General features: G+C 57.5%; 12 protein-coding genes. 4 read left to right on the forward strand and 8 right to left on the reverse strand.

Annotation, left to right across the window (positions count from 1 at the left end; translation table 11 throughout):
- Window positions 1–33 precede the first annotated feature (33 nt).
- From HH216_RS10380 to HH216_RS10400, 5 genes are all read right to left on the reverse strand, one after another.
- On the reverse strand, window positions 34–477 hold the full coding sequence (locus HH216_RS10380) for a DMT family transporter (protein ID WP_169550756.1): 444 nt from the start codon (window positions 475–477) through the stop codon (window positions 34–36).
- A gap of 29 nt (window positions 478–506) precedes the next feature.
- Window positions 507–2,015 carry a tagaturonate reductase gene (locus HH216_RS10385; protein WP_169553333.1) on the reverse strand — a complete coding sequence of 503 codons (1,509 nt, stop codon included), beginning with the start codon at window positions 2,013–2,015 and terminating at the stop codon, window positions 507–509.
- A gap of 113 nt (window positions 2,016–2,128) precedes the next feature.
- Complete coding sequence (locus HH216_RS10390) at window positions 2,129–2,791, reverse strand: bifunctional 4-hydroxy-2-oxoglutarate aldolase/2-dehydro-3-deoxy-phosphogluconate aldolase (protein ID WP_169550757.1); 663 nt, start codon at window positions 2,789–2,791, stop codon at window positions 2,129–2,131.
- 106 nt (window positions 2,792–2,897) lie between these two features.
- Window positions 2,898–3,893, reverse strand: a complete 996-nt coding sequence (locus HH216_RS10395) for a sugar kinase (RefSeq protein WP_169550758.1) — start codon at window positions 3,891–3,893, stop codon at window positions 2,898–2,900.
- A 113-nt stretch (window positions 3,894–4,006) separates the two neighbouring features.
- A complete protein-coding gene (locus HH216_RS10400) occupies window positions 4,007–5,347 on the reverse strand; it encodes an MFS transporter (RefSeq protein ID WP_169550759.1) in 1,341 nt (446 codons plus the stop codon).
- Window positions 5,348–5,473: 126 nt separating this feature from the next.
- Here HH216_RS10400 and uxuA point away from each other — a divergent pair, with 126 nt between their 5' ends.
- The 3 genes from uxuA to HH216_RS10415 are packed head-to-tail and all read left to right on the forward strand — an operon-like array spanning window position 5,474 to window position 9,025.
- On the forward strand, window positions 5,474–6,655 hold the full coding sequence (gene uxuA / locus HH216_RS10405; RefSeq protein WP_169550760.1) for a mannonate dehydratase: 1,182 nt from the start codon (window positions 5,474–5,476) through the stop codon (window positions 6,653–6,655).
- Between the two features lie 51 nt (window positions 6,656–6,706).
- The gene (gene uxaC / locus HH216_RS10410; RefSeq protein ID WP_169550761.1) at window positions 6,707–8,134 is read left to right on the forward strand and encodes a glucuronate isomerase; all 1,428 of its coding nucleotides are present in this window, start codon (window positions 6,707–6,709) and stop codon (window positions 8,132–8,134) included.
- A gap of 15 nt (window positions 8,135–8,149) precedes the next feature.
- The gene (locus HH216_RS10415; protein WP_169550762.1) at window positions 8,150–9,025 is read left to right on the forward strand and encodes an alpha/beta fold hydrolase; all 876 of its coding nucleotides are present in this window, start codon (window positions 8,150–8,152) and stop codon (window positions 9,023–9,025) included.
- Here the strand turns inward: HH216_RS10415 and HH216_RS10420 are convergent.
- Complete coding sequence (locus HH216_RS10420) at window positions 8,985–10,262, reverse strand: metal-dependent hydrolase family protein (protein ID WP_169550763.1); 1,278 nt, start codon at window positions 10,260–10,262, stop codon at window positions 8,985–8,987. The genes HH216_RS10415 and HH216_RS10420 overlap by 41 nt on opposite strands.
- A gap of 679 nt (window positions 10,263–10,941) precedes the next feature.
- Window positions 10,942–11,385: a DUF4920 domain-containing protein gene (locus tag HH216_RS10425; RefSeq protein WP_169550764.1), complete on the reverse strand. Its 444-nt coding sequence runs from the start codon at window positions 11,383–11,385 to the stop codon at window positions 10,942–10,944.
- A gap of 126 nt (window positions 11,386–11,511) precedes the next feature.
- Here HH216_RS10425 and HH216_RS10430 point away from each other — a divergent pair, with 126 nt between their 5' ends.
- Window positions 11,512–13,566 carry a M13 family metallopeptidase gene (locus HH216_RS10430; protein WP_169550765.1) on the forward strand — a complete coding sequence of 685 codons (2,055 nt, stop codon included), beginning with the start codon at window positions 11,512–11,514 and terminating at the stop codon, window positions 13,564–13,566.
- A 66-nt stretch (window positions 13,567–13,632) separates the two neighbouring features.
- On the opposite strand, the gene HH216_RS10435 is transcribed toward HH216_RS10430, so the two are convergent.
- Complete coding sequence (locus tag HH216_RS10435) at window positions 13,633–13,989, reverse strand: endonuclease domain-containing protein (RefSeq protein ID WP_332871500.1); 357 nt, start codon at window positions 13,987–13,989, stop codon at window positions 13,633–13,635.
- Window positions 13,990–14,052: the final 63 nt, after the last annotated feature.

Genomic DNA, 14,052 nt, shown 5'->3' on the forward strand with positions numbered 1-14,052 from the left:
GGGAGCGTAGAAACCGAACGCGAAACCACCGGATTAGTTTCTCACCACCAACAAAACGCCCCCCACGATCAGTAGCAGACCCAGCAGTCGCCAGGCGTTGGCGGGGTGCTGCGCGAAGCCCAGCAGGCCGTAATGATCGAGTACGACAGCTGCCAGCAACTGCCCCGCCACGCTCAGGCTGACAAGGTTGGCCGTACCGATGCGCGGCACACTGATAATAACCGTCGTGACGTACACCGCCCCGATGAGGCCGCCTGTCCATTTCCACCAGCTTACCTGCCGGATGGTGTCGAGCGCCGGAAGGGGAACCCGCATGAACAGCAGCGCGATGGCTAATGACAAAAAGCCGCTGCCGAACGAAACGGCAGCGGCCAGTACTGGGTTACCCAGCGTTTGTCGCAGATTGGCATTGACGCCCGCCTGAATGGAAATGGCTACGCCCGTCAGGAAAGCCAGCAGAATGAAAACGTAGTTCATGCCCGCAAAGGTAAGCAGGCTCGCCGGGACTAGGCCGCGCCCATGTGCTTTTCCAGCGTCGATTCAACGCCGTTGGTCAGCATAGCGTGCAGGTCGTTGGCCACAGCTTCGCAAAAACCCGGTAGTGCGTTCAGATCGGCCTGCCAGAGCTTGGCGTCCGACAGTACACTTTTGACGAAGGTCTGAACGGATGTCAGCGACTTGTCTTTCACCGTCTGCCAGTCACCGTAGAAATAACCGGCTTTGTCGTCGCGGACGGGGTAGGTTAATACACCCCCGCCCGGTACGCTGATTTCGCCCATAAACTGCCCGTTTTCTTCGCGCACGGCCCGCATAAACAGCAGGTAAGCCGCAAAGCCAAACGCCATCCGCTTCGGTACGCCCTTGCCCTGCTCGTAATAGCGTTGTAGTGTCGCGACGTTACGGGCCTGCATCTTGGCCGTTTCCTGCATCGAAATATTTAGCAGCAAATGGTCGAGGTAGGGGTTGCGGAAGCGGTCGAGAACGTCGTTGGCGAATGATTTAATGGCGGCTGCGTCCATCCCCGGCTCGTCGTAATGCGGCACCGTCGGCACGATTTCATCCAGCATCAGCGACTCGATAAACCGGCTCATCAGCGGGTGCTTCATCTCGTCGGCGACGGTTTCCAGCCCCAGCAGATAGCCCAGCGGCATGGTCAGCGTGTGGGTGCCGTTCAGTACGCGCAGCTTGCGTTCCTTGTAAAAATTGATGTCTTCGTCGATGATGATCTCCGGCGTATCGGCGAAGGGCAGCATTTCCTTCACCCGGTCGTCGCCCTCGATAGCCCAGAGGTGATACGGCTCCGTAAACGTCAGCAAATCGTCGGTGTAGCCTACTTCGGCCTGCAACTCCTGCCGGGCTTCGTCGGTGGGGCGCGTCACGATTCGGTCGACCAGCGAATTGCAGAAGCGAACGTGGAATTTGAGCCATTTGGTAAACAGCTTACCCAGTTCGTTGTAGGCCGTCAGTCGCTCGACAGCGTCGCGCAGTTTCAGGCCATTATCCGTCACCAGTTCGGTCGGAATCACGATCATGCCCTTTGCTTTCGAGCCACCCACGCTGCGGAAACGTTCGTACAGAAAAGCCGTCAGCTTAGCCGGAAACGACATGGGCGGTTTCTGGAAAATGCTTTCCTCCACATAGTCCAGCCCGACTTCGGTGGTGTTGGAGATGATGATTTGCAGGTGCGGATTGCGGGCCAGCATCAGAATCTCGTTCCACTGCGTCTGTGCCGCCATGACCCGGCTCACGGCCGATACCACCGTATTCGTTTCAATGGCTTTACCCTGCTGAATTCCCCGCACCGCCACCGTGTACAGATTGTCCTGACTGGTAAACTCGTCGGTCTGCCCATCCGTCGACTTGACGATGACGATAGACCCGTCGAAGCTGCCGCGCTCGTTGGCTTTCTGAATGAAATAATCGGGCAGGCCGCGCAGCAGCACACCCGTGCCAAATTGCAGCACTTTTTCGGGCCGCTTCGGGGCGGGGTGAACGGTTCTGTTCAGCGGGGGCATGGTATCGGTAAGCATGGGCTGGAAAGCGGTTTACAGTATTCGGTTTACAGTTTACTGTTGCCAGAGTCGGCATCGGATAACCCTAAACCTTGACCGTCAAACCTTAAACTAGATTACAAGTCAGCAATAATACGAACTACGTCGCGAACGGTGGTTTCAATTTTATCGAATGCACGGTTTGCCAGCACATCCTTCGGGAAAAGCTGCGAACCCATCCCGACGGCAACGACGCCCGCCCCGAACCAGCGCGACAGGCTCTCGCGGTTCGGCTCGACGCCCCCCGTCACCATCGCACTCGCAAACGGCATCGGGCCGCTCAGGCTTTTGACGAAATTCGGCCCCACCACATCGCCGGGAAAAATCTTGACGACTTCGACGCCCCACTCGTGGGCGGTGGCAATTTCGCTCAGCGTCGCGCAACCGGGTAGGTAGGCAATCTTCCGCCGGTTGCACAGCCGGGCGATCTCTTCGTTGAAGTTCGGACCAACGATGAAGTCGGCACCCAGTTGCAGGTACAGCGCGGCCGTAGGCGCGTCGAGCAGCGTACCGGCTCCCAGCACCATATCGGGGTAGTCGCGGGCGCAGCGTTTGCTCAGTTCGGCGAACCGTTCGTGGGCAAAATCGCCCCGGTTGGTGAACTCGAACGCGCGAACGCCCGCCCGGTAGCAGGCATCCAGCACCCCCTCGCACACGTCGGTATCGGGGTGGTAAAAAACAGGCACCAGCGGCACCCGCCGGATGGTATGATAAACAGTAAGACGCGGTATGCGGGACATGGGTCTGGTTTAAAGTTTGTGGTTTAAGGTTTAATGTTTGTCTGTTATGGCCTAGCGGTCGGCTGAGCAACCTTAAACCTTGAACCACAAACCTCAAACCAGCGATTCACCGCTTCAACTTGCCGGAGCTGTCGCCCTGTTCGAGGGTTTCGACTTCGGCGACGGTGGCGAGGTTGACGTCGCCAGTGATCGTATGTTTCAGGGCCGACGCGGCAGAGCCGAACTCCACGGCCCGCTGCGGGTCGTTGAACATCAGCAGGCCATAGATCAGCCCGGCCATGTACGCGTCGCCCGTGCCAATGCGATCGATGATCGGCTGCACGTCGTAAATCCGCGATTTGTAAACCGTCGTGCCGTCGAACAGCTTGGCCGACAGTTGGTTGTGCGACGCGCTGATTGAGTTGCGTTTAGTGTCGGTGATGTAGCGCAGGGTTGGGAAGCGTTCCATCATGGCCCGGCCGGCCTCCTGAAAGGTGCTGCCCACCACGCCGTAGATTTCCGAGAACAGGGCTTTGCCGCCCAGCACCAGCGTACATCCTTCGGTCAGGGCGGGCATGATCTGCTGCGGGGTTTTGCCGTACTGCCACAAATTGCTGCGGTACACGATGTCGCCCGACACCGGAACACCCAGTCGGTTGGCCGTTTGAATTCCGGCCAGCAGACAGTCGGCGGCACCCTGCGACAGCGCGGGGGTGATGCCCGTCCAGTGAAACCAGTCGGCCCCGTCGAGCACCGCGTCCCAGTCGACGTCGGTGGGTTGGATTCGGGTGAAGGCCGAGTTCACCCGGTCGTAGATGATCTGACTGGCGCGGCTACCGGCTCCCGTTTCGAGAAAATACAGGCCCATGCGCCCATCGCCGTACTGCACGTGCTGCGTATCGACGTGGTGGCGTTGCAGATATCCTGCTGCTGACCGCCCCAGTCCGTTGTCGGGGAAGCGCGTGACATGCTGCGCCCGCAACCCAAACTGCGCCAGCGACACGGCCACGTTGGCTTCGGTACCGCCGAAATGCATCGTCAGCGTATCGGTCTGGGCAAAGCGACCCACGCCGGGCGGACTCAGCCGCAGCATCACCTCGCCAAATGTTACAATTTTCTTCATGGTAGGAGTGGGACCTCTGGTTTAACGTTTGTGGTTTAATGTTTAAGGTCATTTACTCAACCTTAAACATTAAACCGCCCGGCGGCCCGGCACAAACGTTAAACCAGGGCACCCTATACAAACTCATTCGTCAGTTCTTCCGCCCGGACGGGTTCCATACGGGGGAGAACGAGGTGGATAATAACCAGCGCAATCAGGTAGGCGCAGCTGGCAATGATAAACATCGGTACGTAGCCGAAGCTGGTGATGATACGCCCGGCCAGCAACGCCAGCAGAATGCCGCCTACTGCCCCAAACATACCACCGATTCCCGTTACAGACGCTACCACGTTACGAGGAAACAGATCCGACGCGAAGGTGTACATATTGGCCGACCAGCCCTGATGGGCCGCCGTTGCCAGCGCAATCAGGGCGATAGCGACCGTCAGGCTGCTCGTCTGGGCGGCAAAGAAAATCGGGACAACGCAGAGCGCGCAGATCAGCATCGTGGTTTTGCGGGCGCGGTTGGCTGTCCAGCCCATGTTCATAAACTGAGTCGTCAGCCAGCCGAAAAAGATACTGCCCGCGTCCGAAACGACGTAGATGATGAGGAACGGGATGCCGAAACTTTTCAGGTCCAGCTTCTGGTCGAGGGCGTCGTTGGAGTTGAAAAAATCGGGGAGCCACGTCATGTAAAACCACCAGATTGGGTCGGCCATGAACTTGCCCACGGCAAAGGCCCACGTTTGTTTGTAGCCCAGCAGCTTGCCCCACGATACTTTCAGCGGCACAATAGTTTCTTCGTCGCTGCGGATATACGCCAGTTCGTCGGCCGAGAGTTTCGGGTTTTGTTCGGGCTTGCTGTAGGTAAACCACCAGAACGCCAGCAGCCCGAAGCCCAGAACACCCGTCACGAGAAACGAACTGCGCCAGCCGAAATGCAGAATCAGGTAGGGAACGGCGAGTGCCGTCAGGATAATGCCGACGTTGGCCCCCGCGTTGAACAGGCCGTTGGCAAACGAGCGTTCGCGCCGGGGAAACCACTCGGCAACCGTCTTGATGGATGAGGGAAAGTTGGCCGACTCGCCCAGCCCCAGCAGTGCCCGTGCCCAGCGCAGCCCCGCCATGTTGCTCACGAAGGCCGTCAGCGCAGCCGCAATGCTCCAGACGATGATACCCAGCGAAAAGCCACGTTTGGTGCCGATCCGGTCGATTAGCCAGCCAACCAGCAGAAAGCCAATGGCATAGGCAAATTTGAACGCTGCGTCGACGTCGCTGTAGAGTACTTTGAAGCGGTCGGTGGCCTCCTTGGTCAGCACGGCGTCGGGGGCCATGTCGAGCATTTCCTTGCGGAAAACCTCATCGGTCATCGTAAAGGAAAGCACCTGCCGGTCGACATAGTTGATGGTTGTCGCGAGAAAGAGCAGGGCGACAATTCGCCAGCGGAAGCGGCCGGTGGTGGTAGGTGTCTGCAAAATAATCGGGGCTAATTGGGGAGAAAAGCGAATACACTGCTTTTTTTACCTACCAATAAGTCGCAGGAACTACGCATCATACGTCAGGCCCGGCTTGTTCCAACCCGTTTACCGTACAGATTCGCTATGCTTGAACAAACCTGGCGCTGGTTTGGCCCGAATGACCCCGTTTCGCTCGCCGATGTCCGGCAGGCCGGTGCCACCGGTATCGTCACGGCCCTGCACCATATCAAAAACGGCCTGGTCTGGCCCGTCGACGAAATACGTACCCGCAAACAACTCATCGAACAGGCCGGGCTACGCTGGTCTGTGGTGGAGAGTATTCCAGTACACGAAGGCATCAAAACGCGCTCCGGCGACTTTAAAACCTACATCGACAACTACAAAGAGTCGATTGTCAACCTCGCCGAAGCAGGCATCGACACAGTCTGCTACAATTTCATGCCGGTCCTCGACTGGACCCGTACCGACCTCGACTACACCATGCCCGATGGCAGCACTGGCCTCCGTTTCGACGCGACCGAGTTTGCCGCCTTTGAACTGTATATTCTGCAACGTCCCGGTGCCGAGTATTTTTATTCGACCGAACAGCAGGACCGCGCCCGCACCCGGCTCAACGCCATGACCGAAGCGCAGGTAAAACGGCTCATCCGCACGATCATCGCGGGTTTGCCCGGCTCCGAAGAAAGCTACACCGTTGAGCAGTTCCGCGATGCCTTGGGTACCTACGCCGACGTGGGCGACCATGAACTGCGGCAGAACCTGTACGCGTTCCTGCGCGAGATTGTGCCCGTTGCCGAGTCGGTTGGTGTCCGGCTGGCGATTCACCCCGACGATCCACCGTACCCGATTCTGGGTTTGCCGCGCGTGGTCAGCACTGAAGCCGACGCGCGGGCGTTGCTGGCTGCGGCCGATTCACCCGCCAACGGGCTATGTTTCTGCACTGGTTCCTACGGCGTCCGGCCCGACAATGATCTGGCGGGAATGGCAACGCGGCTGGGCAACCGTATTCATTTCGTTCACCTGCGCAGTACCGAACGCTTCGCCGACGGCAGTTTTCAGGAAGCCAACCACCTCGAAGGCGACGTGCCGATGGCCGCTGTGATGCGGGCGTTGCTCACCGAACAAGCCCGCCGACAGGCCGAAGGCCGCGCTGACTACCAAATGCCGCTGCGCCCTGACCACGGCCACCGGATGCTCGACGACCTGACCTCCGGCAAGCGCACTAACCCCGGCTACACGGCCATCGGGCGACTGCGCGGCCTGGCCGAACTGCGCGGGCTAATGGTCGGCCTAAGCCATAGTTGATAAAATTTTCAGCAAGCCGGGAGAAATACCCCGGCTCTTTCTTTTGCCCCTATGAACACCCTGACGCTATCACCCACGTTCCTGTCCGACGACTTCCTCCTGCAAACCGACACGGCCCGGCGGCTCTACCACGACTACGCCCGGTCGATGCCGATTATCGACTACCATTGCCACCTGCCGCCCGATCAGATTGCCGCCGACCGGCAGTTCGATACGATAACGCAGCTCTGGCTTCACGGCGACCATTATAAATGGCGGGCTATGCGGGCCAACGGCGTGGATGAACGCTACTGCACCGGCGACGCGAGCGACTGGGAGAAGTTCCAGAAATGGGCCGAAACGGTGCCGTACACGATGCGAAACCCACTTTACCACTGGACGCACCTCGAACTCAAAAACCCGTTTGGCATCACCGACGTGCTCAGCCCGGCAACGGCCCGCGATGTCTACGACCGCTGTAACGAGCAATTACATGATTTTACCACCCGCCGACTGCTCCAGCATTTTGACGTCCGCACCGTCTGCACCACCGATGACCCGCTCGATAGTCTGGAGCATCACCGAGCCATTGCTGCCGACGGTTTTGGCGTGAAAATTCTGCCCACCTTCCGGCCCGATAAGGCGATGGCCGCTGAAGACCCGGCCGCGTTTCGGGCGTACGTAAAACGGACGGGGGAAGTGACCAACCGCGAGATTCACTCACTGTCCGACTACATCGACGCGCTGAAAGCCCGGCACGATTACTTTGCCGAAATGGGCTGCCGACTGTCGGATCACGGGCTGGAAATGATCTATGCCGAACCGTACACCGAGTCGGAGATTCGCGCCATTTTCAACAGCCTGCTGCCCGATTACGACAACGCGCTGGCTGATCTCAGCCCGGCCGATATTGCCAAATTCAAGTCGTTCATGCTGGTGCAGTTTGCCGAGTGGGACCACGAGAAAGGCTGGACACAGCAGTTTCACCTCGGCGCGCTGCGTAACAACAACCGGCGTCGGCTCCGCGACCTCGGCCCCGACACGGGCTGGGATTCCATCGGCGATTTCCCGCAGGCGGCTGCCCTGTCGCGCTTCCTCGGTGGGCTGGACGACCGCAACAAACTGGCGAAAACGATTATCTACAACCTCAACCCGGCTGACAACGAAGTGATGGCGACGATGATCGGCAACTTCAACGACGGCTCGGTGCGCGGCAAGGTGCAGTTTGGGTCTGGCTGGTGGTTTCTCGATCAGAAAGACGGTATGGAGAAACAACTAAACACTCTCTCGAACATGGGCTTGCTCAGTACGTTCGTCGGGATGCTGACCGATTCGCGCAGCTTCGTTTCCTACAGCCGCCACGAATATTTCCGTCGGATTCTCTGTAACCTGTTCGGCAACGACGTCGAAAATGGCGAACTGCCCAACGACGTCGATTGGATCGGGAATCTCGTGCAGGATATCTGCTATCGCAACGCTGACCAGTATTTCGGTTTTTAAACGAATCAGCTACCTATGACGCACACCACGGTTGATACCAATGGCGTGCGGCTGCACGTCGTACAGGCGGGCCCGGCAACGGGTCCGCTTATGCTGTTGCTGCATGGGTTTCCGGAGTTCTGGTACGGCTGGAAAGCCCAGATGCAGCCCCTTGCCGACGCCGGTTTTCGGGTCTGGGTACCCGATCAGCGGGGCTATAACCTGAGCGATAAACCCGCCGGTATCGACGCGTACCGGCTCGATACGCTGGTGGCCGATGTGGTGGGGTTGATCGACGCGGCCGGCGTGGAGAAGGCAATCGTCGTCGGGCACGACTGGGGCGGTATCGTGGCGTGGTGGCTGGCCGTGACATATCCCGAACGGGTCGAACGGCTGGTGATTCTCAACGTGCCGCACCCCGCTGTGCTGTCGGGTTTTATCCGGCGCAATCCCGGTCAGTTGCTGCGAAGCTGGTACGTCGCGTTCTTCCAGCTACCTATTTTGCCCGAATGGCTGATGGGGCGCCGACGCGGGGCTATGCTGGCCAGGACGTTGCGGAGCAGCAGCCGACCCGGTACGTTTTCCCGCGATGATCTGGCGCAGTATCGCACAGCCTGGTCGCAGCCGGGGGCGGTGCGGAGCATGGTCAATTGGTACCGGGCCCTGATTCGCCGGCCCGCTGCCCGTCGTCCATCTATCCGCGTCACCGTGCCGACGCTGATAATCTGGGGTATTCACGACCGGTTTCTCCAGCGCGAATTGGCGCAGGCCAGCCTCACCCGCTGCGACGATGGGCGCGCCGAATACCTCGATACCACCCACTGGGTGCAGCACGAAGCGCCCCAGCGGGTGAATGAGTTGATACTGGACTTTACTGCTTATACACTTTCCCGTCCTTCATCACGAATCTGACGGCTTGCAGGGTCTTGATATTTTGAATCGGGCTGTCGTCAACGGCGATAATATCGGCCATTTTGCCCGTTTCGATGGACCCGATCTGATCGGCCATTTTCAGCAGTTTGGCGTTGGTCAGCAGGGCCGCGTTGATGGCTTCGGCGGGGGGCATCCCGGCTTCGACCATGTACTCAAACTCCTTGGCGTTGTAGCCGTGGATGAAGACGCCTGCATCGGTGCCGAACGCAATTTTCACCCCTGCTTTGTACGCTTTGGCAAATGTCGCCTGAATCTTCGGGCCGATGGCCAGTGCCTTCGGAACCACAAGGGCTGGGTAATAGCCGAAGTGCCGGGCGGAGTCGGCGGCTGTTTTACCGGCAATAATCGTCGGGACGTAGTAGGTGCCGTATTTCTTGAATAGCTCAATGGCTTCGTCGTCCATCAGCGTACCGTGTTCGATGGTTTGCACGCCCGCTTTGATGGCCCGTTTCATGCCTTCGGCTCCGTGCGCGTGGGCCGCTACCGCAAAGCCGTAGTCGTTGGCCGCTTTCACGATAGCGTCGACTTCGTCCTGCGTAAACTGCGGTCCCGACCCGTCTTTGGCGTTGCTCAGTACCCCGCCCGTCGCCGTAATTTTTATCAGGTCAGAACCGTCTTTATAGCGTTGGCGAACGGCTTTGCGGGCATCTTCCGGCGAGTTGATAACGCCGTCTTCCGGGCCGGGATCACCCTGTAGACTCTTTTTGTAGCCGTTGGTCGGGTCGGCGTGGCCGCCCGTTGTAGCAATGGATTTGCCAACCGTCAGCACACGCGGACCGTCGACGATACCGGCGTTAATGGCGTTGCGGAGCGACACGTTGATGCCCGAACCGCCCAGGTCGCGCACGGTTGTAAAGCCAGCCATAAGCGTCGTTTTAGCGTACTGTGCCGCCCGGAATGCGACGTCGGCGGGGTTCAGCGTGAAGTTGTCGATGTTGCCGCCCCGGCGCGTCTGACTTTCCAGATGCACGTGCATATCGATCAGGCCGGGCAGTACAGTTTTGTTTTTCAGGTCGATCACTTTGTCCTGCCCCGACGCGGCTGAGTAGCCTTTTTCAACCGCCGTAATCTTGTTGCCGTCGACAACTACGGTCATTTGCGGTTGCAGGGTTGTGCCGGTGCCGGTAAACAGATTGCCGCAGTGAATGAGTGTGCGTTGAGCGAAAAGAGGAGTAGTCAGCAGCGGGAGCACTGCCAGCAGGTAACGTTTTTTCATGTAACAGATTGGTTGGGTACAAAAAAGGCTGCAATCAGTTGATTGCAGCCCTTAATCTATTGAATTGTTGCGGTATCTCCGAATAATCGTTGGTGATCGAGACCCGTATTTATAATCGGCTGACCATTAGGATTGCTCTACCTCGGGGCTCTCCGTCTATTTCGCCTAAATAGTGTTCCCTCAAGATGAGTTTATAGGACTGCCCAGATAGTCCGATACCGGTAGAGTCCATGCGGTCAAGCTCGTCGGGGCGATATACCGTACGGCCGAGAATATGGACTAATCGTACCCGCTGACTAGACTCAGCCTTGACTAACCGCATGCTGGCGTAAGCACTACCGGCGATGAGACAATTGTAATTTTTAGGACAGTACGCAACGCCCGCTGTATCAACGACAACGCTGATACCATCTACCACCGGGACTGTGGTGCCTGCCTTCAGTTCGATGTAGCCATCGGGTACGGCGGGTGTGGGGTCGTCGTGTTGGCAGGCTGCAAAAAAGCCGATCAATGCAATGCTCAGGCAAATTCCGATTCGTCCTAGTCTCATTACAGTGTGGTGACTATGTTTTTTGTCATCCCGACGTCAGGAGGGATCTTCGGTAAGCGAAAGTAAAATCGCCTGTTTCCGAAGATCCCTCCTGCGTCGGGATGACAAAACTGGTTGTCTGTTGCCGATTTACTTCACAATCACACCATCGGCCATAAACGTCAGGGCCTTTTCGGGTTTGGTAATTTTCGCGATTTCGGCTTTCGATTTGCCCGCATCTTCGGCGTAGTGACGCAGTTCATCCACAGAGGTTTCGGTGGTTTCAGCCACGCCTTCCATTACGACCTTCTTGCCGACGATATCTTTCGGTACGAAGAAACCGTAGTCTTTAAACATCACGCGCATGGTCTGTCCGTCGCCGGTGTTGACCTTCATCCAGCAGCCTTTCATTTTGCAGACGTCCTCGACCGTGCCTTCTACTTTGGTCGTCATCTTCGCTTTGTCGCCCATCTTGGCGGCTAGCTGCGTGGCCGGAATTGCGCCCGAGTCCGTGATCTTCTTGCCGTGGTAGCTGCTTTGGCTGTAGCCCGCAAGAGATACACTGAGTAGTAATAACGTCAGTATCGTTTTCATCGCTGATCGGTTGGTTGTGCGTTGTTGTAGTACGAAACGGCGCCTTGCCGCACATCAAATAGTTGTTGCAAGTCGTTGGCCGATAACCAAAATTACCATTTAAAACGAAATCATCACCTCATCATTATGCGACATACGTCCTGTTTGTTGCTGGCCGGATTAAGTGCTATTGCGCTGACTGCCTGTCAGAAAAACAAAGATGCCGACACCAGTTCTACGCCCGACCGAACCGTTTTCTTCGATAAGTCGGGCATGGATACGACCGTCAGGCCCGGCAACGATTTCTTTACCTACGCCAATGGCGACTGGATGAAAAACACGAAAATTCCCGACGATCAGACCGGCTGGGGTTCGTTCAACACGCTTTACGACGAGAACCTGAAAAAGACGAAAGTCATTCTGGAGAAAGCCGCTGCCGCCGATGCGAAAGCGGGGAGCGTTGAGCAGAAAGTGGGCGATTTCTACGCGAGCGGGATGGATACGGCTCGTATCGAATCGCTGGGCTACGAGCCGCTGAAACCCGAACTGGCCAGGATTGCCGCCCTGACCGACTACAAAAGCGCAATCAACTATCTGGCTGCCAGCAAATCGGACCCCGGCGGGCGGCTGATTGGCTTCGCCGTCGGGTCCGACGATCGGCAGAGCAGCATTAACCGGATCAATTTCATGCAGGCCGGGCTGTCGCTACCGGAGAAAGATTACTACACTAAAACCGACTCGGCGACGGTGGCGGTGCGAAAGGCGTTCGTGACATACATCGCTAAACTGTTCACGCTGACGGGCGTCGATCCGACGTCGGCAAAGACGAAGGCCGACGGTATTCTGGCGTTCGAAACGATGCTGGCCCGCTCCCACAAAGCCCCCGCCGACCTGCGCGACCCGGTAGCGAATTACCACAAACTGGCCGTCGCCGACCTGACCCGCCAGCAGCCCAGCCTCGACTGGCGCAACCTGCTCAACACAATGGGCCTGAGCAAGATCGACTCGGTACTGATGGCCCAGCCGGAATACTACCAGGCACTGAGCAGAAGCCTGCCCGCGACGTCGATGGACGAATTGAAAGATTACCTGACGTTTACGCTGATCGACGGAAACGCGGGGCTGCTGAGCAAGCCGTTCCGCGAAGCCAGCTTCAACTTCAAAGGCAAAACACTGTATGGGCAATTGAAGGAACCCGAACGCTGGAAGCGCGTGGCCGACGCTGTCGACGGCTATCTGGGCGATGCGCTGGGGCAACTGTGGGTGAAGCAGTATTTTCCGCCCGAAGCCAAAGAACGAATGCTGACGCTGGTCGATAACCTGCAAAAGGTCTATCGTGAACGCATCGATAAACTCGACTGGATGGCTCCCGAAACCAAGAAAGTAGCGCTTGTCAAGCTGGATAAGTTTCTGAAGAAAATCGGCTACCCCGACAAGTGGAAAGAATACGGCGACGTGAACGTGAAGCGCGACGACTACTTCGGCAACGTACAGCAGGCCCGGGCGCACCATACCAAAGAAGATTTCGACAAAGTCAACCAACCCGTCGACCGGGCCGACTGGCTGATGACGGCTCCTACGGTGAACGCTTACGCTAACCCCAGCAACAACGAAGTCGTATTTCCGGCCGGTATTCTCCAGTTTCCGTTCTTCGACAAAGACGCAGACGACGCCATCAACTACGGCGCTATCGGCATGGTAATCGGCCACGAAATGACCCACCTGTTCGACGATCAGGGGCGGCAGTACGACGAAAACGGCAACCTCCGCGACTGGTGGACGAAGCAGGACGCGCAGCGGTTCACGACCAAAACGCAGGCCGTGGTGAAGCAGTACGATGGCTATTCGATCCTGAACAATATGCACGTTAACGGTCGGCTGACGCTGGGCGAAAACCTAGCCGACCTCGGCGGTATCACGCTGGCGTATCAGGCGTTCAAGCTGACAAAGCAGGGCCAGAGCAACGAGAAAATCGACGGCTTTACGCCCGATCAGCGGTTCTTCCTCGGCTTCGCCCAGGTATGGCGCGTCAAAGTGCGCGACGAGTCAGAGCGGGTTCGCATCACAACCGACCCACACTCGCCCGCCAAGTTCCGCGTCAACGGCCCGCTGGCGAACTTCGAGCCGTTCTACAAGGCATTCAACGTGCAGCCCGGCGACAAGCTGTATAAGCCGGAGGTGGATCAGGCAAAGGTTTGGTAGGGGTTTACCCTCACCCCAACCGACCCGTCGGACCGCCCCTCTCCCAAAACGGGAGAGGGGCTTTTTTTACGTTAGATTTTCGCGAATCTTTTCCAAAACGCGGTCTATACTGCACATGACTTCGTCGTTTGAAAAGCGCATGATTGATAGACCCAGGTCACACAATGCACATTCCCGTTCGGCATCCGCAAGTTTAGCCTCCGGTGAATTGTGAACTGAGCCGTCTAACTCTATAACTAGCCGAGAAGTTGGGCAGTAAAAGTCAACGATAAAGCGGCCGAAGCCATGTTGCCTCCTAAACTTGACACCATCTAGTTGTCTATCACGTAATAGACTCCACAACGTTGCTTCTGCCTCTGTTTGCTCCCGCCGAAGTTCTCGACGTAATTCTTTCATTGAAGACGTACTCGATGCTCCTTTCATAATACAGTGAATAGTGTGGTATTTATAGAGTCCAACCTACATCAAGGTCATTTATTCTGCAAA

Source organism: Spirosoma rhododendri (genome assembly GCF_012849055.1).
GTDB classification, from domain to species: domain Bacteria; phylum Bacteroidota; class Bacteroidia; order Cytophagales; family Spirosomataceae; genus Spirosoma; species Spirosoma rhododendri.

Excerpts from the sequence above, each read along its gene's own strand:
- HH216_RS10380 (WP_169550756.1), bottom strand. The coding sequence starts at position 477 with ATGAACTACGTTTTCATTCTGCTGGCTTTCCTGACGGGCGTAGCCATT.
- HH216_RS10385 (WP_169553333.1), bottom strand. The coding sequence starts at position 2,015 with ATGCCCCCGCTGAACAGAACCGTTCACCCCGCCCCGAAGCGGCCCGAA.
- HH216_RS10390 (WP_169550757.1), bottom strand. The coding sequence starts at position 2,791 with ATGTCCCGCATACCGCGTCTTACTGTTTATCATACCATCCGGCGGGTG.
- HH216_RS10395 (WP_169550758.1), bottom strand. The coding sequence starts at position 3,893 with ATGAAGAAAATTGTAACATTTGGCGAGGTGATGCTGCGGCTGAGTCCG.
- uxuA (WP_169550760.1), top strand. The coding sequence starts at position 5,474 with ATGCTTGAACAAACCTGGCGCTGGTTTGGCCCGAATGACCCCGTTTCG.
- uxaC (WP_169550761.1), top strand. The coding sequence starts at position 6,707 with ATGAACACCCTGACGCTATCACCCACGTTCCTGTCCGACGACTTCCTC.
- HH216_RS10415 (WP_169550762.1), top strand. The coding sequence starts at position 8,150 with ATGACGCACACCACGGTTGATACCAATGGCGTGCGGCTGCACGTCGTA.
- HH216_RS10420 (WP_169550763.1), bottom strand. The coding sequence starts at position 10,262 with ATGAAAAAACGTTACCTGCTGGCAGTGCTCCCGCTGCTGACTACTCCT.
- HH216_RS10425 (WP_169550764.1), bottom strand. The coding sequence starts at position 11,385 with ATGAAAACGATACTGACGTTATTACTACTCAGTGTATCTCTTGCGGGC.
- HH216_RS10430 (WP_169550765.1), top strand. The coding sequence starts at position 11,512 with ATGCGACATACGTCCTGTTTGTTGCTGGCCGGATTAAGTGCTATTGCG.
- HH216_RS10435 (WP_332871500.1), bottom strand. The coding sequence starts at position 13,989 with ATGAAAGGAGCATCGAGTACGTCTTCAATGAAAGAATTACGTCGAGAA.